Source organism: Streptosporangium sp. NPDC023825 (genome assembly GCF_040639575.1).
Classification (GTDB): Bacteria; Actinomycetota; Actinomycetes; order Streptosporangiales; family Streptosporangiaceae; genus Streptosporangium.
In genome coordinates this window covers 165,625-185,196 of sequence record NZ_JBFAAE010000005.1, presented here as the reverse complement: position 1 = coordinate 185,196, position 19,572 = coordinate 165,625, and the positions used below count along the sequence as shown (strand labels likewise).

The following is a 19,572-nucleotide window of genomic DNA, read 5'->3' as shown; positions in this document are numbered from 1 at the left end:
TCGCCCTCGCCGCCGATCGTACGGCCGCCCGGTGCCGGACACTCCTTCGCCCGTCTCCGATCACACCCGGATCTCACCGTGCCTTTAGGGTTCACCCGGCGACGGATGCTCATGTCCAGCGAGAAACCACGACTTCTCGAAAATTACCGAAATAAACAAAAAATAGGCAAAATCAGATCCTTCTTAACTTACTCCGAAAATAAGCAAATGAGTAGTCCGGTCCTTTAGCCCGAACCACTTGCCTTATATCTTTCCCCCTAATCACGGCCGTCGAGCGAGCTCTGCTCGCGGCCCGATCGAAGGAGAAAAGCATGTACGGCAAGCGACAGCCGATGGTGCTCGGGGCGGCGCTCCTCACCGCGCTCACCCTCGGACCGGCCTCGTCCTCCCAGGCATCGGCCACGCCGGATCCCGAGCCGGGCGTGACGGCGGACATTTCACAGAAAGAGGCCGTGACGGACCCGGCCCCATCGGCGGAAAACCCGAGGGACTACTGGCGGGGATACAGGGACGGCTACCGGGCCGCCGCCCAGGATTGCCGCAGGAGCAGGTCGCGCAGCTACATCGGGCCGCCCAGCGACTACGACAAGGGCTGGCTGGACGGCTACGACGCCGGATACGCCCGCTTCTGCTGAACGGCGAACCGAGAACACGTCACCGGCGTTCTCCGACATCATCTGACGTCGTGTGACGTCAGAGGTGAGGCCTCCCGATCGGAACGGTCGCTCGCGACCTCCGTGCCACGGGGGGCTTCACGCCCGCCCGGCGACGGCGGGCGGTCACCTCAGGACGTCCGCGCTCCTCCGGCGGCGGCCGGGGGCGACCGGGGGCGACCGGGGGAAATCGCCTGCACGGCGGGCTCCGAGCGCGCCCCAATAGGATGGCCGCGTGGCTCAACTCCGCATCGCCCTGGCCCAGAGCAACCCCGCCGTCGGTGACCTGGCCGCCAACACGGACAGGCTCGTCGAGTGGACCCGCCGCGCCGCCGGCCGCGGCGCGCACCTGGTCGTCTTCACCGAGATGTTCCTGACCGGGTACCCCGTCGAGGACCTCGTGCTGCGCACCTCGTTCGTGGAGGCGTCGATCGCCGCGATCGAGGAGGCCGCGCGACGGCTGGACGAGGCGGGGCTCGGCGAGATCCCCGTGGTCGTCGGCTACGTGGACCGCGCGAGGCTCGCCCCGCGCGTCGGCCAGCCCAAGGGCGCCCCGCTCGACGCGGCCGCGCTGCTGCACCGGGGCCGGGTGGTCGTCAAGACCGCCAAGCACCACCTGCCGAATTACGGCGTCTTCGACGAGTACCGCTACTTCGTCCGCGGCGACCGCCTGCCGATCTTCCGGTTGCACGGCGTCGACGTGGCGATCGCGGTCTGCGAGGACCTCTGGCAGGAGGGCGGCCCCGTCGCGGTGGTGGGCGAGGCCGGAGCCGGGCTGCTCGTGGTGCCGAACGCCTCCCCGTACGAGAAGGAGAAGGACGACGTACGCCTGGCGCTGGTGGCCAGGCGCGCCCGCGAGGCCGGATGCGCCCTCGCCTACGTCAACCAGGTCGGCGGCCAGGACGAGCTGGTCTTCGACGGGGACTCGCTGGTCGTCTCCGCCTCAGGCGAGCTGGTCGCGCGCGCGGCGCGCTTCTCCGAGGAGCTGCTGATCACGGACCTGGAGCTGCCCGAGGCCAGGTACGGAGGGCTCGGCACCTTCCAGGTGGACGCCGGCGACGGCACCGTGATCACGGTGGAGCGGCTGGAGCTGTCCGCCCGCCCCGTCGAGCCGTACGAGCCGCAGGCCCCCACAATCGCCGAGCACCTCGACGACACCGCCGAGGTCTACTCGGCACTGGTCCTCGCGGTCCGCGACTACGTCGCCAAGAACGGCTTCCGGTCGGTCGTCCTCGGCCTGTCCGGCGGCATCGACTCGGCGCTGACCGCCACGATCGCCTCCGACGCCATCGGCCCCGAGCGGGTGCACGTGGTGCTGATGCCCTCCCGCTACTCCTCGGACCACTCGGTGAGCGACGCCCGGGAGCTGGTCGACCGGCAGGGGATCAACGCCAGGACCGTGCCGATCGCCGACATCGTCAGCGGCTTCGAGAAGGAGATCGAGCTCTCCGGCCTGGCCGCGGAGAACCTCCAGGCCCGGGTGCGCGGCATGATCCTGATGGGCCTGTCCAACGAGCACGGCCACCTCGTCCTCACCACCGGCAACAAGAGCGAGCTGGCCACCGGTTACTCCACCCTCTACGGCGACTCGGCGGGCGGTTTCGCCCCCATCAAGGACGTGCTCAAGACCCTGGTCTGGGAGCTGGCGCGCTGGCGCAACGCCCAGGCGGGCCGGTCGGGCGAGTTCCTGCACGGGTTCGCGGTGCCGCCGATCCCGGAGAGCTCGATCGAGAAGGAACCCAGCGCGGAGCTCCGCCCCGACCAGCGCGACACCGACTCCCTGCCCGAGTACGACATCCTGGACAGGCTGCTGGACGACTACGTCGAGAAGGACATGGGTTCCGCCGAGCTCGTCGCCGCCGGACACGACCCGGCCCTGGTCGCCCGGGTGATCCGCCTGGTCGACCTGGCCGAGTACAAGCGCCGCCAGTATCCCCCGGGCCCGAAGATCACCCCCAAGAACTTCGGCCGCGACCGCCGCCTCCCCATCACCAACCGCTGGCGCGAGACCACCACCTGACACCCGGACCGTTTCCGGCCGCCGGGCTCCCCCGCCGGGGAAACGATCAGTACAGTCGACAGGGTGCGTCATATCGCGGGATGTGCCCTGTTGCTTCTACTGGTGGCCGGGTGCACGAATAGCCACCCCACCCTCGACGAGGCCGCCCAGGTGCTGGCCACAGACATGAAAAAGCTTGCCGCCTTCTATCCGACGACAAACAAAAAAACAGTCGACAGGACCGGCAAGGAAAAAAGCGACTTCGCGGTTTGCGCCAAAGACGAAACCGCCCTTCGCTCTTATGAACTCAGCAGTGATTTCAGCGAAGACAGCCCGGCCCCTCCGGCCCAACGCGTCGAATCGTTCAGCCTGCTCTTCATGGAAGAGCTTAAAAAAATCGGCTACGAAGTCGACCGGGAATCCAGTTGGGCGCGCCCCGGGCGGACCATCGGCGTTCTACACAAAAAGGACCCAGGGATTACCGTTATCCTGATCGCGCAGGATTCTCAACCCAACGTAGAGATCATCGGAAAGACCGACTGCATGCCTGAAATCCGGTGATCACAGAGGGGGGCGAGAAAGATGAGCCTGCTCTCGAAGTCGCGAAGCGGTCCGCCTCAGGTTGCGCGCAGCCCCATGACACTGTTCCGCAAGCCGAATGACATCCGACCGCCTTTGAATCACATCGGAATTGAAACGCTGAGCCGACGGGCCGGTCCAGACCGGACCATCGACAGTCGAGTCGGTTTTAACTCGATCAAAGATCGTTTCAAGGTTCTTGATGTATCCCTCAAGCCGATCGGCCAATATTTCCTTCTCCTCGGCCTGGCGCAGTAGTTCGCTCGGTTCCATAATCATCCCCCACGTGCGTCGAGTGCGGTCCTCAACACCGGCTCAAGCCGTCCGTAGAACAGATCTCTGAGTTGCCGAAGGTCCGAATCCCCAAGTGGCGGATAACCATGGGCCTGCCGGGAGGCACCAAGAGCGGCTACCTGAGCATCGACCAGGACCTCCACCAAGTCCGACGCCTCTCCCGACCTCTCCCTATCAAGGATTCCCTCGATCGTGCTCTTCAGGTTGTTCTTTTCGACTATGTCGACCACTTTTCCGGCCACCGTCTCCTTGAACACCCCACCATCGATCACTTCACCCAAGGCGCTCGCGCCAAAGAGGTCCAAGGGGAAGGTAAGGAGTTCTACGATAACCTTGTCCGTTTCGTCGGCAGACAAATCAGCTTCATGCAGGCCACTGAAAAAAATTGACGCCAACGCTCCCGACTCGACCACTTTTTCGTAGAAAATTTCACGCTGACCTTTTCTGGCCTCCTCGGTCGAGGCATCACCAAACGGATGATCCTTCCCCAGGTCGAGTTCTTTTAAGAACTCCCCATAACCATCCCTGAGCGGCATCAGCGCCCCCGGACTCTGAAGTAATCCTCCAAAGAAATTCGAAATCTTTTCAGAGTCAAACCTCTGCCACCCCTGATCCGTTCCGCGACTTGGAAACCTATCCTTTCGATTCCAAATATCGACAAGTTCGGGAAAGTACTGGGAGATGTGCGTGGCAAGCACCTGGCCGACCGGAGACGGGGCGGACAGCGCGGGCCAGAAGTTCTTCCTGCTGTAGAGATCGATGATGTTGAGCCAGGCGTCACGGCGGAGGGCGGCGTCTCCTGCATCCGAAGCCAACGCCCCGTCCAGAGCGGTGGCCAGTAGTTTCTCGAAGTCCGTGCCGTCGAGACCGTTCACCACCTCGGGCCGCAACAGCAGCGCCGCGTTCTCGGCCGAGGCCAGAAACCGCTGGGTCGCTCCCGCATCCCGGCTCAGCGCCTTGACCAGCCAGTAAGCGTTCCAGTCTTTCCCGTCCACCCGCGAGCCGCCGTACTGGAGCAGCTTGGCTCCGGCCGCCAGGACGAACTCGCGTGACTGGCGGGCCAGGCCGAGGAGCGCCGCCATGTCTCCGATGGGCAGGTCTCCCAATGCGTGGTCGCGCAGCCCCTTGGGGAGGGTGCCCGCCGCGTCCGTTGAGGCGAACGCCTCGGCCAGCGGGCCCAGGTCCTTCTTCGCCTTCGCCAGGTTGGCGGGACTGTAGCCGCGCGCGTCGTTCTGGTTTCTCGCGCTCACGGCGGCGAAGATGCCCGCGAAAGTGCCTGCACCCAGCGTGGTCAGCAACCCCGCCGAGTAGGCGGCGTCGACGGTCCTGCCCTGCCCCTCCCCAAGCGCCCCCTGGACCTTCTTCCAGTTCTGGACGCTGGGGTCCTTCTGATAGGCCTGCCATACCGCCAGGGTCCGTTTTCCGGCGAGGGCCCCGGCGGTCCGGGCCTCCGCCGCGTCGCCGAACGCGAACTCCGCCGTCCTGAGGCGCCCTCGCGAAGCGAGGCCCTCTTGTGAGGCGGCACCCTCGACGCGCTCGATCACTTGAGTTCGCCAGGTCAGATCTCGCCGCGTCTCGTCGAGGAAGCGCCCGACACCGTCGAGCACCTCGGCGCCCGGTCCGGCGGGCCAGTCGGTGCCCGCTTCGGCAATGGAGGCCGACAACGAGGGCCTCAGCGTCCGAGCGCGCTGCACAGCGTCGTCCATGGAGGTGATGAGACGCCGCGCCCCGGCCGGATCAATGCCGACAAACTCCGCCATTCGACCCGGCCTCCTCAGAGCACAGACGCCAGAACAACAAAGCCTCAACAGATTATCGCGGATTCTCAACAACTGAAGATGTTGATAAGAAAAGACTGGCGGCCATCCGGAAAATATGCATCCGGTGGAGGCCCCGGCCGCGGATTCAAAGCACTTTTCGCCGCGTTTCGGATACGCGCTTCCTATTGCGGCAACAGGCCATTACTTTTCGTAGTGATCCGATGACGAAACACGCGTCGGTCCCCAGTGGCCCCGGCACGAGAAAGGAGCCCGCGATGCCCGCCCCGCGTGAGCCGGAAGGTGAGACCGGCCCCCTCACCTTCTTTGCCTCCGAGCTTCGCCGCCTGCGCGATCAGGCCGGACTGTCACAGGAACAACTGGCCCAGCAGATCGCCTACTCGACCGGCCTGGTCAGCATGGTCGAGACGGGCAGGCGCAACCCGTCACTCGACTTCACCGAACGGTGCGACCGGGCGCTCAACGCCAACGGCGTGCTCATCCGAATTTGGCCGATGCTGACCTACGGCGTCCTCCCGCCGCGCTTCCGCCCCTGGGTGGACATCGAACGACAGGCCCACACCCTGCGGGGCTGGCACCCGTTGCTCGTCCCCGGCCTTCTCCAGATCCCCGACTACGCCCGTACGATCCTGGAGGCCTATCCGGGAACGACCGACGAGCGGGTGCAGGAGCTGCTGACCGCCCGCCTGGAGCGTCAGAAAATCCTGGCGCGTGACAACCCCCCGCCGCTGTGGACCGTGCTCGACGAGGGAGTCCTGCACCGGGGCGTCGGGGGTCCGGACATCATGCGCGACCAGCTCGCCGCGCTTCTGAGCGCGTCCGAGCGCAGGAACATCTCCATCCAGGTCGTTCCCAGGGGCGCCTACGTGACCGGCGGTGCGATCGCGGGTCTGGAGGGAGGATTCTTCATTGCGAGCGCCGAAGGCAGCCTGGATAGTGTATTTGTGGAGTCCGCCGCCGTAGGGCACGTCACGGACCATCCTCGCGATGTGGCGGCGATCTGCAGGCGATACGAAGCGGTCCGCTCGGCGGCCCTGCCCGCGCGGGCGAGCGCCGACCTCATGGCGAAGGTGATGACGGAATGGCAGCAGACCTGACCGGCGCGACCTGGCGCAAATCCTCCCTGAGCGGCTCCAGCGGTGGCGAGTGCGTCGAGGTGGCCGTCATCGGCGCCCCTCGCACCGGGTACAAGGCGGACCTCGGCGACCTGCACGTCCTGCGCGACTCCAAGAACCCCGGCGGGCCGAAGCTCTTCTTCACCCGGGCCGAATGGGACGTCTTCATCGCGGGCGTGAAGCTCGGCGAGTTCGACCACGTCGGCGACTGACACCTCACGTCCGAGACGCCGAGACGCCGGAGCACCGGAAACGCTGAAGCGCCGGAAAAGCCGAAACCCCGGCGGCCACCGCCGGGGTTTCGTGACGACATCCATGACGCCGCCCGTGTGCAACGGGCCGTGAAGCGGCCGAAGCCGTGTCCCGCTCGACTTCCACGACGCCACCCGTACGAGAGGTCCCCGGACGGCCGTCCGGGAAGGTCTCAGGGAGCGAGGCCCGCCAGGAGGTGGTCGACGATCCGTTCGGCCAGGTCGGAGGACGCGGTGTGATCGTCGACACCCTCGGTGCGGATGTACCACATGACGGTGCCGACCAGGTTCGCCATCGCGAGGGGGACGTCGAGGCCGGCCCGCAGCTCGCCGGTGGCGACGCCGCGCCGCAGCAGGGCGGTGATCGCCGCCCTGCGCGGCTCGATGGTCGCCTGGCGGATGCGCTCCACCAGGCGGGGGTGCCGCTCGGCCTCGTTCATCGCGATGTTCATCACGCAGCGGTTGCGCGCGTCGCACGCGTCGCGCAGGAACACCCGCGCGTAGACGACGAGATCCTCGCGGACCGAGACGCCCGCGACCGGAGGCAGCGGCGTCTTGAGCGTGGACAGCGCGTCGACGAGCAGGTCTTCCTTGTTCGACCAGCGCCGGTAGATCGTGGTCTTGCCGACCCCCGCGCGAGCCGCGATCGCCTCGATCGACAGCTCGGAGAGACCCACGCTCTCCGCGACCAGGTCGAGGGTCGCGTCGATGATGGCCCTCTCCGCCCTGGCGCTGCGGGGACGGCCCGCGGGACGGGGCGTCTGGGCCCCGGCCGCCTGAGTCTCGTCGGTGGTCGTCATAGCGCTCCTACACTACCGCCGGTTCCCTGTCCGGGCTGATCTCTTCGGGGACGGAAGTGGCCGTGGAGGACTTGCCGGGCAGCCATTTGAACACCACCAGGGCTCCGAGCAGCGCGATGACCGCGGAGACGAGGGCGGTGATGTGCATGCCCTCGACGAAGGCGAGCTTGGCCGGTTCGATCAGCGCCGCACCCCGGGCGCCGAGGCCCTGGGCCACACCCAGCGTGCCGGTCAGCGACTCGCCCGCCAGGTGCCTGAGCTGGTCGGGCAGGCCCGTCAGGGCTGGGGCGATCTGGTCACGGTAGGTGGCCGAGAGCAGCGAGCCGAGAAGCGCGACACCGAGCGCTCCGGCCACCTGGCGGATCGTGTTGCTCATGGCCGAGCCGACGCCGGCCTTCTCCCTGGGAAGCGCCTCCATGATCGCGGTGGTCGCCGGGGGCATGATGTTGGCCATCGCCGCGCCCTGGACGAAGAACACGATCTCCAGAAGGACGACCGGGGTGTGCTGGTCCATCAGCGCGTAGGAGGCCAGCGCGGCGGCCACGACGATCATACTGACGGTGGCGCTCAGCTTGCCCCCGAAGCGCGCGGCCATCTGCTGGCTCAGCGGCGCGAAGATCAGCTGTGCGGCGGCGAAGGGGATCATCAGGGCGCCGGCCTGCAGCGCGCTGAATCCCAGCACGATCTGCAGGTAGAAGACCAGGAAGAACATCGCGCCCATCATCGCGAAGAACACGATGCCGATCATGCCGACCGCGGTGGCGAAGCGCGGGTCGCGGAAGTAGCTGACGTCGAAGGCCGGGTGGGCGATACGGCGCTCGTACCAGACGAAGGCGGCGAGCACGACGACGCCGAGGACGGTCGGCACGAGCACCTCGGCGCTGGCGATGGTGGCCAGTTCCCCGCCCCGGATGATGCCGTAGGTGACGGCGACGAGGCCGATGATGGAGAGGACCACGCCGACCGGGTCGAGCCTGGAAGGCTTGGGGTCACGCGACTCGGGCACGACCAGGCTGATGAGCACCATGCTGACCAGCACGATCGGCAGGTTGACCAGGAAGACCGAGCCCCACCAGAAGTGCTCGATGAGCAGACCGCCGGTGATCGGGCCGATCGCCACGGCCAGGCCCACCCCGCCGGCCCAGACGCCGATCGCCTTGCCGCGCTCCTGCGGGGGGAAGACGTTGGAGATGATCGCCAGCGTGGCCGGCATGATCGCGGCACCGCCGATGCCCATGAACGCGCGGGCGACGATCAGCTGCATGGGGTCCTGCGCGTAGGCGCTGGCCAGCGAGGCCAGGCCGAAGAGCACCATGCCCACCATGAGCATGCGCTTGCGCCCGGTGCGGTCGCCGATCACCCCGAAGGTGAACAGCAGGCCCGCGAACACGAGCGTGTAGGAGTTGATCGCCCATTCCAGCTGGCTCTGGGTGGCACCCAGGCCCTCCACGGGGTCGGCGATCGTCTTGAGTGCGACGTTGAGGATGGTGTTGTCGAGCACGACCGCCAGGAGGCTGAAGACCAGCACTCCCAGGATCTGCCACCGTCGCGGGTGGCCGAGCTGTTGTTCCACGAAAGGCCCCGTATTCGATACGCTTGAGTTTCGAAACACAACCGTAGCGTTGATCATTATGATACGCAACCGTATCGTTTCGTATTTATCGTGAAACGTCCCGAACTCGGCGCACGCCTCCGAGGTGACGCACCGAGACGGGTGGCGTCAGAGAGCGGCGCCGCCCCCGCTCAGATACGGCCGAGAACAGCGCCACCCCTGATCGGGTACGGCCGAGAGCGACGCCACCCCTGATCGGGTACAGCCGAAAGCAGCGCCGCCCCCGGCTCAGGTACGGCCGAGAGCGACGCCACCCCTGATCGGGTACGGCCGAGAGCGGCGCCCCCGGCTCAGGTACGGCCGAGGTCAGGCGGCCACCGGAACGGGCTCGTCGGCCACGGCCGCGGTGCGCCGCCAGAACGGCAGGGCGACCAGCACCATCACCACACCGACCAGCCCGGCGGTGGCGAAGGCCCAGCCGGGACCGGGGCCGTCGATGATCACGCCCGCGATGGGCGCCGCGGAGCCGGCGCCGATCAGCAACGCCGTGCCGTGCAGGCCCATCGCCTCGCCACGGGCCCCGGCGGGCACCCAGCGGGTCACGGTCTCGATCGTGGAGGACAGGGCGGGGGCGCACAGCACCCCGGCCGGCAGCAGGGCCAGGACCAGCCAGTGCCAGTCACCGCCGACCAGCCCGACCGGGACGGTGAGCACGCCCATGGCGCCGATCAGGATCAGCGGCGACACCCCGCGGGGCAGCATGCCGTACACGAAACCGCCCATCAGCGAGTAGGCGCACCACAGGCCGATCGCCAGCCCGATCCAGGCGGTGTCGCCGCCCTGCTTCATCGTCGCGACCAGGGACAGCTCGGTGGCGGCCAGCACGAAGGTCGCCGCGACGACCGTGCCGAGCAGCCCGAGCATGCCCGGGGTGAGCCACTGGCGCCGCGAGACCTTCACCGCCACCTCCTGGAGCTCCTTCTCCGAACGGACGGGCGGGTTCAGCACGATCAGCGCCACACCCGAGGCGACCAGGCCGGCCGCGACGAGGCCCATGGTGGGCACGCTGCCGAGGAGGGTCACCCCCGCGACCGCCAGGGCGGGGCCGGCCATGTAGGAGAGTTCCACGATCATGGAGTCGAGGGAGAAGCCCATCCGGCGCTGGTCGACCGGGACCAGCGCCGTGAGGCACTGCCTGATCACGCTGAACACCGGGAGGCTGAGCAGGCCCGCGGGCACCGAGGCCGCGAGCAGCAGCGGGAACGGCATCGCCCACGCGGTGGACCAGAAGACGAGCTGGGCGAGCGTGGTCACCACCAGCACCGGGCGCAGGCCGTGGCTGTCGACGAACCTTCCGGCCAGCGGCGAGCCGACCGCCATCCCCACCGTGCTCGCCATGGTCACCAGACCGGCCGCGGCGAAGCCGAGCCCGAGCCCGCTGGGATCGACGACGTGCATCGTCAGCGTGATGGCGACCGCGGTCGAGGGAATGCGGGCGACCAGTCCCACCAGCAGCAACGACCGCACGCCCGGGATCGCCAGCAGGCGGCGGTAAGGTTCGAAAGCCATTGTGATTACTTACCTCCGCGAGCATTGTGCCGTACGCCCCCGACACTCCCGCCACTGGATTACCGCGCCGAGGCGCCGCGCACCGCCCGCCCCGCATCGCCCCGGACGCGTACCGCGCACCGCCCGCCCCGCATCGCCCCGGACGCACGCACCCGTCGGCGCCCACCCGCGCGGCACCGGCACTTTCGCCACGGAGTATCGTCCGGACGCGCACGTCCTCACACTCCGTTACTGCACCAAAAGGACAAACATGTCACATACCACCCACACCTGCCCATTGGATTACCACGTCGATCAGGTCTGTTGAACCTGTCGTACGCGTGCAATCATCGAAAACGTCCGGGGACGCCACAGGGGCGCCTCGAGACTTCACTGGAGGTCCCATGTCCTCTTCCGTCACCAACCGGCCGACCTCTCTCTACGGCGGCCAGGCTGGACGAAGGATCACCGTGCGCGACGTCGCCGCCGCCAAGGAGCGCGGCGAGCGGTGGCCGATGGTCACCGCGTACGACGCGATGACCGCCAGGGTCTTCGACGAGGCCGGCATCCCCGTGCTGCTCGTCGGCGACTCGGCCGCCATGGTCGTGTACGGGTACGACTCGACACTGCCCGTGTCGGTGGACGATCTCATGCCCCTGACGGCGGCCGTGGTCCGCGGTTCCTCCCGCGCGATGGTCGTGGCCGACCTGCCGTTCGGTTCCTACCAGTCGTCTCCCCAGCAGGCCCTGGAGACGGCCGCCCGGTTCATGAAGGAGGCCGGGGCCCACGCGGTCAAGCTCGAGGGCGGGCGGCGGGTGCTTCCCCAGGTCGAGGCCCTGGTCTCGGCCGGCATCCCGGTGATGGCCCACCTGGGCCTGACCCCCCAGTCGGTCAACGCGCTCGGCGGCTACCGCGTGCAGGGCCGCGGCCAGTCGGGCGACGAGCTGATGGCCGACGCCAAGGACCTGGAGTACGCCGGAGCGTTCTCGGTGGTCCTGGAGTGCGTTCCCACCGACCTGGCCGAGCGGGTCACCGCGTCCCTGTCGATCCCCACGATCGGCATCGGCGCCGGGCCGGGCACCGACGCGCAGGTCCTCGTCTGGCAGGACCTGATGGGCCTGACCGCCAGCCCCGCCAGATTCGTCAAGAAGTACTTCGACCTGGCCCACGAGATGGACAGGGCCGTGCGCAGCTTCGCCGACGAGGTGTCGACCGGCGCCTTCCCCGCCGCCGAGCACAGCTACCGCTGACCGGCCCGGGCCGCGCCGCCCCCGGGCGCCGCGGAACCGGTGACCACCGCTGAGCCGTCCCGGCGCCCCAGGAGAACCTGGCGGCGCCGGGGCGGCCTTCGCCGCGCGGAAACCTCCTTGCGCAGAAGTACGAGGAGTCAGACGAGCGTGGCGGGGTCGGTGTTGGCGCCGCACACGACGACGGCCACCCGCTCACCGGGGGCCGGGGTGTAGACGCCGGACAGCAGGGCCGCGTACGCCGCGGCGCCCGCGTGCTCGGCGGCGATCCTGTGCTTCCGCCACAGCTCGCGCCGCGCCTCGACGATGGCCTCGTCGGAGACCAGGAGGCTCCGCACCCCCGCCGCGCTCGTGATCTCGAAGGCCGTCCGGCCCGCCCGGCTGGCGCCCAGGGCGTCGGCCCCCACCCCCGAGACCTCGACGCCGACCGGCCCGCCGGCCTCCAGGGCCCGGTGCAGGGTCGGGATGAGCTCGGGCTCGACGGCGACCACGCGGGCCCGGCCGCCGAGGGCGACGGTGATCCCGGCGACGAGCCCGCCGCCGCCGACCGCGACGACGACCGTGTCGACGCCCCCGGTCTGCTCCAGGAGCTCCAGGCCGACCGTGCCCTGCCCCGCGACCACCTCCGCCTGGTCGTAGGCGTGCACGTCCAGGGCGCCGGTCTCGGCCGCGCGCTTGACCGAGGCCTCGTACGCGTCGGCGTATACGGCGCCGATCTGGGTCACCCGCGCGCCCAGCGCGCGCAACCCGGCGACCTTCACCGGGCTGGATACCGTCGGCACGAAGATCTCCGCCTGAACGCCGAGGCTGCGCGCCACGTACGCCACCGCCAGGCCGTGGTTGCCCCCGCTCGCCGCGATCAGCCCGGCCTCGGGGATCCTCTCCGAGGCCAGGGCGCGGTTGAAGCCTCCGCGCGCCTTGAACGACCCCGAATGCTGCAGCCCCTCCAGCTTCAGGAACAACCCAGGCGACACCTCGACCACCGGTGTACGCAGGACATGCCCGGCGATGCGCCCGGCGGCCCGCTCCACGTCCCCGATCGACACGCTCACGCGCGCCCCCTCCCTGAAAAGCGACCCGTAGGCGGCCGCCCGGCCCTGCGGGCGGCCCCGTGCCGCAGTGTAGGAGATACCGGGGGCCGTGCTCCCGGCGGCGTCAGGAGAGCGCCTGCTCGAAGTCGGCCCACAGGTCCTCGACGTGCTCGATGCCGACCGCCACCCGCACGGTGCCCTCGCCGATCCCGTGCCGGGTGAGCTCCTCGGCCGTCAGGGAGCGGTGGGAGGTGGTCGCGGGATGCAGGATGAGCGTCTCGACGCCGCCGAGGGACGGGGCCAGCAGGGCCAGCTTCACCGAACTCATGAACCGCTCCCCCGCCTCCCGCCCGCCCGCCAGGTCGAAGGAGAAGACCCCCCCGAAGTCGGGCAGCAGCTTGGCCGCCAGCTCGTACGAGGGATGCGAGGGCAGCCCCGGCCAGTGCACGACGGAAACGGCGGGGTGGGCGTTCAGGCGGGTGGCCAGCTCGCGGGTGTTGGAGCAGTGGCGCTCCATCCGCAGCGGCAGCGTCTGGATGCCGCGCAGGGTGAGCCAGGCGGCGAACGGGTCCGCGGTGGCGCCCAGCTTGGTGGTGAAGGACCACACCTTGCGGTACAGCTCGTCGGAGGCGAAGACGGCGATCCCGCCGAGCACGTCGGTGTGCCCGCTCAGGTACTTGGTCGTGGAGTGCACCACGATGTCGGCGCCGTGCTCTATCGGCCGGCACAGGATCGGGGAGGCGAAGGTGTTGTCGACCACGGAGATCAGCCCGGCCTCGCGGGCCACGGCGCACATGCCCGGCAGGTCGGCGACCTGGGTCACCGGATTGGCGATGGTCTCCAGGTAGACGAGCTTCGTCTCCGGCCGCACGGCCGCGCGCAGCGCCGCCGGGTCGTCCTCGGGAACGTAGGAGACCGAGATCCGGAACCGCCCCGCCAGGTCGTTGATCATCGCGGCGGTGCCGCCGTAGAGCGGCTTCTGCGCGATCAGGTGGTCGCCGGGCTCGAGCAGCCCGAGCAGTACGGAGTTGATGGCCCCCATCCCGGAGCCGGTGGCCACGGCGCCGACGCCGCCCTCCAGCCCGGCGACGGCCTCCTCCAGGGAGCGGACCGTCGGGTTCGACAGCCGCCCGTAGACGAAGGCCCCGTCCGGACGGCCCATCCCGTCGGCGAAAACGGCCGGGTCGTCGAAGACGAACCCGGAGGTCTGGTAGAGCGGCACCGTGATGGAACGGCTGCCGTTCAGGGGCGGCTGAGGCAGATGGACGGTGCGAGTTTCCGGACGAAAATCAGTCATACGTCAAGGATGTCCGGTTCACAAGGTGTTTGTCAGATCCAATCAGGCAAGATTGGCCCGCTTCGAAGCTCGAATCCGACCGATTGGCCACCGGCGAAGCCATGAATCCCACGCACCCCGCGCCCACCCGACGGGCCGCCGAAGCGTCCCCGGCTCCACTCCACGAGACTCCACGAGCCGCCGAAGCGCCCCGGGGCACTTTCCACGGGGCACCGGAGCACGCGGCCGGCCGGCGAGACGACGACCTCGGACGGAGGCCCGCTCGTCGCGGGCCGGAACGCCGCCCCGCTAGATGTCGGTGACGCGCAGGCCCGCGTGGGCCTTGTAGCGGCGGTTGATCGAGATGAGGTTGGCGGTCAGCGCCTCGATCTGGTGGGCGTTGCGCAGGCGGCCGGCGTACACGCCGCGCGCGCCGGGGATCCGGCCCGCCAGCGCCTGGACGGTGTCGGTGGCCTCGCGGTCGTCACCCGCCACGAGCACGTCCAGGGTGATCTCCTCGACCTCGGGATCCAGCAGCAGGACGGCCGAGACGTGGTGGAAGGCGGCGACCACGCGGCTGTCGGGCAGGACGGCGGCCGCCTGCTGGGCGGCGCTGCCCTCCTCGACCGCGAGCGCGTAGGCGCCCTGCTTGTCGAACCCGAGCGGGTTGACGCAGTCGACGACGATCTTCCCGGCCAGCTCGGAGCGGAGGGACTCCAGCGTCGAGCGGTGCCCGTCCCAGGGAATGGCCACGATCACCACGTCGGCCTCGGCCGCCACGGCCGGGTTGTCCGCGCCGCGCACCGATCCGCCGATGCTCTCCGCCGCCGCCTGAGCCCGTTCCGCGCTTCGTGAACCGATCAGCACGGTGTGCCCGGCGAGGGCGAACCGCCGGGCCAGGCCCTTGCCCTGGTCGCCGGTCCCGCCCAGGATCCCGATCGAGATCTTGCTCACGTCCGGAATGTCACTGCTCACTCGCCGCTCCTCATCGTCCCCGGTCGCTCAGGGCCGGACTCCGTCGACCATATCGCCTGTCCAGATCATCTCAGGGTCGCGTTTCCGGGATCGGCGCGGGGTGTCTGGGGCACGATGGTGCGATGGACGCTGGGTCGGTGACGCTGCTGCGTGAAATCCTGGCCTCGACCGGCTGGGTCGAGCGGACCCGCGAGCTGGGCCTCGCCCTGCGCGCGACGCGCTCCCCCGGCGGGCTGCTGGTGGTCGGCACGCCTCAGGAGGAACCCTGGCACCTGACCGCGCACCTGAGCGACGAGGCCAGGTTCTCCGGGATGCCCCAGCTCGCCCCGACGCTGGTCCGCTGGGCGCCCGCCCCCGGAGCGCCCGCGCACCTGCGGGTGGGGCTGGAGCGGATCGAGCGGGCCGGGCGGGGCGAGACGCTGTTCGTGGTGGCCGAGGAACGCGCCCCCGAGGCCCTGCTGGAACGGGTGAGCGACGCCCGCAGGACCGGTACGACGATCCTGGCCCTGGACGGTGGCGACCCGGATCTGACGGGTCTGGCCCACGACGCGCTGACGGTCCCCGAGCGGGCGCCGTTCTCCTTCGACGGGGCCCAGCATCTGGTGAGCATGGCCGCGGGCGAGGTCGACCGCCGTCCCGGCCTGCGCGACCGCCTGGCCAGGATGCTGGAGCGGATCAGCGGCCCGCGGGTCGCCGACTAGCCCCCCTTAGCCCCCCTCCCGAGCGCCCGGCCCGCGAGTCGCCGACCGGCCCCCTCCCGGAGCGCCCGGCCCGCGGGTCGCCGATTAGGCCACCGGAACCGCACGACCGGCCCCGCCGGCCGGGACGCGGCTAGGACGGGCTCCAGCGCGCTCCGAGCCGTCCCGACAGCTCCTCGGCCGCGTCCCTGAGCGCCGCGATGACCACGGCCTGCACCGGGTCGGGCTCACCCGAGCGGGTACGGCCGAGGCGGGTCACCGCGTCCAGCTTCCTGGCGCCCACGTTGGTGATGCCGGTGACGACGACCTCGCCGTCCGGGACGTCGAGCAGGGCCAGCGACGGCACGATCGCCACCCCGTGCCCCGCCGCGACCAGGGCGAGTGTGGGCGGGAACTCCTGGATCAGGTGCACCCGGTGCGGGGTGAACCCGTGCAGGGCGGCGAGCCGCTCCAGGGCGTGGCCGCAGGCCTGGTCGGGCGGCCCGGCGATCCACGGCACCCCCGCCAGGTCCGCGACCTCTCGCGGGACCTCCGCCCAGCCCGGCGGGGCCACGATCCGGTACTCGTCCACGTAGAGGGGGTGGGAGACGACGGACTGCCGCGCCGCGACGGTCTTGTCGGTCTTGTCGGCGTCCTCCTCGGTGAGGGCGAGGTCGACCCCGCCGAGGCGGAGCTCCTGCAGCGCGGGCGGCCCGTACAGTTCCCGGATGCGCGGCGCGATCTGGGGGTGGCGCTCGGCCAGCCTGCCCAGCGCGGGCACCAGCAGGTGCCGGATGACCGTGGGGAACGCGGCGATCGCCACCGGCCCGGCCAGCCGCTCGGTGAAGCGGATCAGCTCCCGCCTGGCCTCCCCCAGCTCCTCCTCGACGCGCTCGGCGTATCCGGCGAGGACCCTGCCCGCCGGAGTGAGGGCGACCCGGCGCTGCGACCTGTCGATGAGGGAGAGCCCGACCTCCCGCTCCAGGAGCGCGAGCTGCTGCGAGACCGCCGAGGCCGTCAGGTGGAGCGCCTCCGCCGCGCGCATGACGCCGCCGCGACGGGCGACCTCGTGGAGCACCCGCAGCCGCCGGGGATCGATATCCATACAGCTCAGCTTACGTGGATATTAAGAAAACTTTATTTGCCCTTTAATGAAGGAAGTGGAAATCATGGGGGCATGAGCTTCTCACCGTCGGGCGCGTGACCCGTGTCCCTCTTCGTCAACCTGCTCGGCTGGGCCGGCGCCGCCGTCATGCTGTACGGGTACGCCATGGTGTCGGCGTCCAGGATGGCCGGCGACGGCGTGCCCTACCAGGCGATCAACCTGACCGGGGCGGCCGCCCTGATGGTCAACACGGCCTACCACGCGGCCTGGCCCTCGGCGATCCTCAACATCGTGTGGGGCGTGATCGGCCTCGTCGCGGTCGCCAGGACGGCCGGGGCCCGCGCGCGGCGGAAGGAGATGAGCGCCTCGTGACCCGGCTGATCGAGCTGAGCCACCGCATCACCGAGGGGATGATCACCTACCCCGGCGTCCCCGGCCCCCGCCTGGGCGTGCACCTGAGCAGGGAGGCCTCACGGGAGCTCTACGCCCCGGGCACGGAGTTCCACATCGGCAGCGTCGAGCTGGTCGCCAACACCGGCACCTACCTCGACACCCCCTACCACCGCTACCCGCAGGGGCCCGACCTGTCACAGATGCCGCTGGAGTCGCTCGCCGACCTGCCGGGCCTGGTCGTACGGGCCGAGGGGGCGTCCTCCGTGGGGCTCGACCGGCTCGCGGGGCTGGACGTGCGCGGCAGGGCCGTACTCCTGCACACCGGCTGGGACCGGCACTTCGGCACCGAGACGTACTTCCACGGCCACCCCTACCTCGAGCCGGAGGCGGCCCGCTGGCTCGCGGAGCGGGGGCCCGCGCTCGTCGGCATCGACAGCCTCAACATCGACGACACCCCGCCCCGCGGTGAACGTCCAGCGCACACGCTGCTGCTCGGAGCGGGCATCCCGATCGTGGAGCACATGACGGGGCTGGCCGCGCTGCCCGGCAGCGGGTTCCGTCTCCACGCCGCGCCACCGCTGCTGGCCGGTCTGGGGACCTTCCCCGTCCGCGCGTACGCCGTCGTGGACGGCTGAGCAGCCGGCGGCTCAGTCGTCCCCGTCCCAGGCGCGGTCGTTCTTCCTCCACTCCTCGTTCCTGTCGACCGCGGTCTTCAGCGCGGCCGCCGCCGCATCGCGTGTCGGGTACGGTCCCATCCGGTCCTTGTTCGGGCATCCGTCGTCGGGCTCGACGGCCATGTGCGTCAGGCAGAACCACCATTGATCACTCATGCGGCAATACTGCCCAGTGAGAAGCACAACTAGACTGGGGGACCATGACGACACTGCTCCAGCCCGGGCGGATCTCTCCCATCCGCAAGGTGCCCTCCCACATCCAGCGGCCGGAGTACGTCGGGAAGAAGTCCCCGAAGACCGGGGAGTCCGACGTCAAGACCCCCGAGATCATCGAACGGATGCGGGTCGCGGGCAAACTGGCGGCCCAGGCGCTCGAAGAGGTCGGCAGGCACGTGGCACCCGGCGTCACCACCGACGAGCTCGACCGGATCGGCCACGAGTTCCTCTGCGACCGCGGCGCGTATCCCAGCACGCTCGGCTACCGCGGGTATCCCAAGTCGCTGTGCACCTCGATCAACGAGGTGATCTGTCACGGCATCCCGGACGACACCGTGCTGCGCGACGGCGACATCGTCAACATCGACATCACCGCCTTCATCGGCGGCGTGCACGGCGACACCGACGCCACCTTCCTGGTCGGCGACGTGGACGAGGAGTCGCGCCTGCTGGTCGAGCGCACCCGCGAGGCCACCGACCGGGCCATCAAGGCCATCGCCCCCGGCCGCCAGCTCAACGTGGCCGGCCGCGTGATCGAGGCCTACGCCAGGCGGTTCGGCTACGGGGTGGTCCGCGACTTCACCGGCCACGGCATCGGCACCACGTTCCACTCGGGCCTGATCGTGCCCCACTACGACGACCCGTCACTGGCGGTCACGCTGGAGCCGGGCATGACGTTCACGATCGAGCCCATGCTGACGCTCGGCACCATCGACTACGACATCTGGCCCGACGGCTGGACCGCCGTCACCAAGGACCGCATGCGGACCGCCCAGTTCGAGCACACCATCCTGGTGACCGAGACCGGCCACGAGATCCTGACACTCCCCTGAGTCCCCGGTCCGTCCCGTGGCCACACCACCGGCCGAAGATACCGCCTCCGAGCTGGGGAACGGCGGAGTCATCGGCCTTGGGGCCCCGATCCCGGCTGCTCCTGGCAGGACACCACGCCGGTGACGGTGGTTCCCTCGCCGGGAACGCCGTTGACACTGCACGAACCGCCGAGCTGTTCGAAGTGGGTGCGCATGGCGGCGACACCCCGGCCCTTCGCCTCCCCGAAGAAGCCGATGCCGTTGTCACTCACCGTCATGCGCAGGCCGCCGCGCCCGAAGGTGACGGCGACGGAGACGACACGGGCACCGCTGTGCCGCTCGACGTTGGACAGCGCCTCCCCGAGCGCGGCCAGCACGGCTCTGGCGACCCCGGGCGGGACGTCCTGGGCGGGCAGTGCCCAGATCTCGACGGCGACCCCGGTGCGCTCGGCCCACTCGGTGAGATGCTCTTCGAGGGCCTGGGCCAGGCTCCGGCTGCGGCCCTCACGTACGCGCACTTCGTCGGACACAGCTCAACCTTCCTGATGCACATTGCAGCCACCGGCCCCCCGACCGGATGTGTGACTGGGCGTGGCG

Annotated in this window: 21 protein-coding genes; 11 read left to right on the top strand and 10 right to left on the bottom strand. The window is 69.6% G+C overall.

The genetic code is table 11. The annotated features are described in order from the left end of the window. The first annotated feature begins 311 nt into the window (after positions 1-311). From AB0G15_RS07115 to AB0G15_RS07100, 4 genes are all read left to right on the top strand, one after another. A complete protein-coding gene (locus AB0G15_RS07115; protein ID WP_362836223.1) occupies positions 312-635 on the top strand; it encodes a hypothetical protein in 324 nt (107 codons plus the stop codon). A gap of 253 nt (positions 636-888) precedes the next feature. Further along, positions 889-2,673 carry an NAD+ synthase gene (locus AB0G15_RS07110; RefSeq protein WP_362836221.1) on the top strand — a complete coding sequence of 595 codons (1,785 nt, stop codon included), beginning with the start codon at positions 889-891 and terminating at the stop codon, positions 2,671-2,673. Positions 2,674-2,736: 63 nt separating this feature from the next. Further along, on the top strand, positions 2,737-3,213 hold the full coding sequence (locus AB0G15_RS07105; RefSeq protein WP_362836219.1) for a hypothetical protein: 477 nt from the start codon (positions 2,737-2,739) through the stop codon (positions 3,211-3,213). Between the two features lie 21 nt (positions 3,214-3,234). Next, entirely contained in the window at positions 3,235-3,489 is a 255-nt protein-coding gene (locus AB0G15_RS07100; protein ID WP_362836217.1) for a hypothetical protein, read from the top strand. A gap of 17 nt (positions 3,490-3,506) precedes the next feature. On the opposite strand, the gene AB0G15_RS07095 is transcribed toward AB0G15_RS07100, so the two are convergent. Further along, on the bottom strand, positions 3,507-5,285 hold the full coding sequence (locus AB0G15_RS07095) for a hypothetical protein (protein WP_362836215.1): 1,779 nt from the start codon (positions 5,283-5,285) through the stop codon (positions 3,507-3,509). A 275-nt stretch (positions 5,286-5,560) separates the two neighbouring features. On the opposite strand from AB0G15_RS07095, the gene AB0G15_RS07090 reads away from it, so the two are divergent. Both AB0G15_RS07090 and AB0G15_RS07085 read left to right on the top strand, forming a co-directional pair. After that, positions 5,561-6,400 (top strand): helix-turn-helix transcriptional regulator, encoded by an 840-nt coding sequence (locus AB0G15_RS07090; RefSeq protein WP_362836213.1) that lies wholly within the window; start codon positions 5,561-5,563, stop codon positions 6,398-6,400. After that, positions 6,385-6,630: a DUF397 domain-containing protein gene (locus tag AB0G15_RS07085; protein ID WP_362836211.1), complete on the top strand. Its 246-nt coding sequence runs from the start codon at positions 6,385-6,387 to the stop codon at positions 6,628-6,630. The genes AB0G15_RS07090 and AB0G15_RS07085 overlap by 16 nt, the downstream gene beginning before the upstream one ends. A gap of 212 nt (positions 6,631-6,842) precedes the next feature. Here AB0G15_RS07085 and AB0G15_RS07080 read toward each other — a convergent pair whose 3' ends face one another. From AB0G15_RS07080 to AB0G15_RS07070, 3 genes are all read right to left on the bottom strand, one after another. Beyond that, entirely contained in the window at positions 6,843-7,469 is a 627-nt protein-coding gene (locus AB0G15_RS07080) for a TetR/AcrR family transcriptional regulator (protein WP_362836210.1), read from the bottom strand. A 7-nt stretch (positions 7,470-7,476) separates the two neighbouring features. Next, entirely contained in the window at positions 7,477-9,042 is a 1,566-nt protein-coding gene (locus AB0G15_RS07075; RefSeq protein WP_362836208.1) for an MFS transporter, read from the bottom strand. A 345-nt stretch (positions 9,043-9,387) separates the two neighbouring features. After that, positions 9,388-10,590: an MFS transporter gene (locus tag AB0G15_RS07070; RefSeq protein WP_362836206.1), complete on the bottom strand. Its 1,203-nt coding sequence runs from the start codon at positions 10,588-10,590 to the stop codon at positions 9,388-9,390. A 383-nt stretch (positions 10,591-10,973) separates the two neighbouring features. Between AB0G15_RS07070 and panB the strand changes: the two genes are divergently transcribed. Further along, positions 10,974-11,819: a 3-methyl-2-oxobutanoate hydroxymethyltransferase gene (gene panB / locus AB0G15_RS07065; RefSeq protein WP_362676780.1), complete on the top strand. Its 846-nt coding sequence runs from the start codon at positions 10,974-10,976 to the stop codon at positions 11,817-11,819. Positions 11,820-11,956: 137 nt separating this feature from the next. On the opposite strand, the gene AB0G15_RS07060 is transcribed toward panB, so the two are convergent. The 3 genes from AB0G15_RS07060 to npdG form a co-directional block, all read right to left on the bottom strand. Then, on the bottom strand, positions 11,957-12,868 hold the full coding sequence (locus AB0G15_RS07060) for a threonine/serine dehydratase (protein WP_362836205.1): 912 nt from the start codon (positions 12,866-12,868) through the stop codon (positions 11,957-11,959). Between the two features lie 103 nt (positions 12,869-12,971). Then, positions 12,972-14,144 (bottom strand): aminotransferase class I/II-fold pyridoxal phosphate-dependent enzyme, encoded by a 1,173-nt coding sequence (locus tag AB0G15_RS07055; RefSeq protein WP_362836203.1) that lies wholly within the window; start codon positions 14,142-14,144, stop codon positions 12,972-12,974. 288 nt (positions 14,145-14,432) lie between these two features. After that, the gene (gene npdG / locus AB0G15_RS07050; RefSeq protein ID WP_362676786.1) at positions 14,433-15,098 is read right to left on the bottom strand and encodes an NADPH-dependent F420 reductase; all 666 of its coding nucleotides are present in this window, start codon (positions 15,096-15,098) and stop codon (positions 14,433-14,435) included. A gap of 122 nt (positions 15,099-15,220) precedes the next feature. Between npdG and AB0G15_RS07045 the strand changes: the two genes are divergently transcribed. Next, the gene (locus AB0G15_RS07045; RefSeq protein ID WP_362676788.1) at positions 15,221-15,799 is read left to right on the top strand and encodes a hypothetical protein; all 579 of its coding nucleotides are present in this window, start codon (positions 15,221-15,223) and stop codon (positions 15,797-15,799) included. A gap of 130 nt (positions 15,800-15,929) precedes the next feature. Here the strand turns inward: AB0G15_RS07045 and AB0G15_RS07040 are convergent, their stop codons facing one another. Further along, positions 15,930-16,880: a LysR family transcriptional regulator gene (locus AB0G15_RS07040; RefSeq protein WP_362836201.1), complete on the bottom strand. Its 951-nt coding sequence runs from the start codon at positions 16,878-16,880 to the stop codon at positions 15,930-15,932. Between the two features lie 102 nt (positions 16,881-16,982). Here AB0G15_RS07040 and AB0G15_RS07035 point away from each other — a divergent pair, with 102 nt between their 5' ends. Further along, the gene (locus AB0G15_RS07035; RefSeq protein WP_362836199.1) at positions 16,983-17,252 is read left to right on the top strand and encodes a hypothetical protein; all 270 of its coding nucleotides are present in this window, start codon (positions 16,983-16,985) and stop codon (positions 17,250-17,252) included. Next, positions 17,249-17,908 carry a cyclase family protein gene (locus AB0G15_RS07030; RefSeq protein ID WP_362836197.1) on the top strand — a complete coding sequence of 220 codons (660 nt, stop codon included), beginning with the start codon at positions 17,249-17,251 and terminating at the stop codon, positions 17,906-17,908. Before AB0G15_RS07035 ends, AB0G15_RS07030 begins: the two co-directional genes overlap by 4 nt. Before the next feature lie 12 nt (positions 17,909-17,920). Here the strand turns inward: AB0G15_RS07030 and AB0G15_RS07025 are convergent, their stop codons facing one another. Beyond that, positions 17,921-18,103, bottom strand: a complete 183-nt coding sequence (locus AB0G15_RS07025; RefSeq protein ID WP_362836195.1) for a hypothetical protein — start codon at positions 18,101-18,103, stop codon at positions 17,921-17,923. A gap of 44 nt (positions 18,104-18,147) precedes the next feature. Here AB0G15_RS07025 and map point away from each other — a divergent pair, with 44 nt between their 5' ends. Beyond that, positions 18,148-18,996, top strand: a complete 849-nt coding sequence (gene map, locus AB0G15_RS07020; protein ID WP_362676798.1) for a type I methionyl aminopeptidase — start codon at positions 18,148-18,150, stop codon at positions 18,994-18,996. 68 nt (positions 18,997-19,064) lie between these two features. On the opposite strand, the gene AB0G15_RS07015 is transcribed toward map, so the two are convergent. After that, on the bottom strand, positions 19,065-19,505 hold the full coding sequence (locus AB0G15_RS07015; RefSeq protein ID WP_362836193.1) for an ATP-binding protein: 441 nt from the start codon (positions 19,503-19,505) through the stop codon (positions 19,065-19,067). Between the last annotated feature and the right edge of the window lie 67 nt (positions 19,506-19,572).

What these genes read in the sequence shown, in the direction of transcription:
- AB0G15_RS07045 (WP_362676788.1), top strand. Translation starts at nt 15,221, where the DNA reads ATGGACGCTGGGTCGGTGACGCTGCTGCGTGAAATCCTGGCCTCGACC.
- AB0G15_RS07080 (WP_362836210.1), bottom strand. Translation starts at nt 7,469, where the DNA reads ATGACGACCACCGACGAGACTCAGGCGGCCGGGGCCCAGACGCCCCGT.
- AB0G15_RS07090 (WP_362836213.1), top strand. Translation starts at nt 5,561, where the DNA reads ATGCCCGCCCCGCGTGAGCCGGAAGGTGAGACCGGCCCCCTCACCTTC.
- AB0G15_RS07040 (WP_362836201.1), bottom strand. Translation starts at nt 16,880, where the DNA reads ATGGATATCGATCCCCGGCGGCTGCGGGTGCTCCACGAGGTCGCCCGT.
- AB0G15_RS07055 (WP_362836203.1), bottom strand. Translation starts at nt 14,144, where the DNA reads ATGACTGATTTTCGTCCGGAAACTCGCACCGTCCATCTGCCTCAGCCG.
- panB (WP_362676780.1), top strand. Translation starts at nt 10,974, where the DNA reads ATGTCCTCTTCCGTCACCAACCGGCCGACCTCTCTCTACGGCGGCCAG.
- AB0G15_RS07085 (WP_362836211.1), top strand. Translation starts at nt 6,385, where the DNA reads ATGGCAGCAGACCTGACCGGCGCGACCTGGCGCAAATCCTCCCTGAGC.
- AB0G15_RS07115 (WP_362836223.1), top strand. Translation starts at nt 312, where the DNA reads ATGTACGGCAAGCGACAGCCGATGGTGCTCGGGGCGGCGCTCCTCACC.
- AB0G15_RS07070 (WP_362836206.1), bottom strand. Translation starts at nt 10,590, where the DNA reads ATGGCTTTCGAACCTTACCGCCGCCTGCTGGCGATCCCGGGCGTGCGG.
- AB0G15_RS07100 (WP_362836217.1), top strand. Translation starts at nt 3,235, where the DNA reads ATGAGCCTGCTCTCGAAGTCGCGAAGCGGTCCGCCTCAGGTTGCGCGC.
- AB0G15_RS07025 (WP_362836195.1), bottom strand. Translation starts at nt 18,103, where the DNA reads ATGAGTGATCAATGGTGGTTCTGCCTGACGCACATGGCCGTCGAGCCC.
- map (WP_362676798.1), top strand. Translation starts at nt 18,148, where the DNA reads ATGACGACACTGCTCCAGCCCGGGCGGATCTCTCCCATCCGCAAGGTG.
- AB0G15_RS07095 (WP_362836215.1), bottom strand. Translation starts at nt 5,285, where the DNA reads ATGGCGGAGTTTGTCGGCATTGATCCGGCCGGGGCGCGGCGTCTCATC.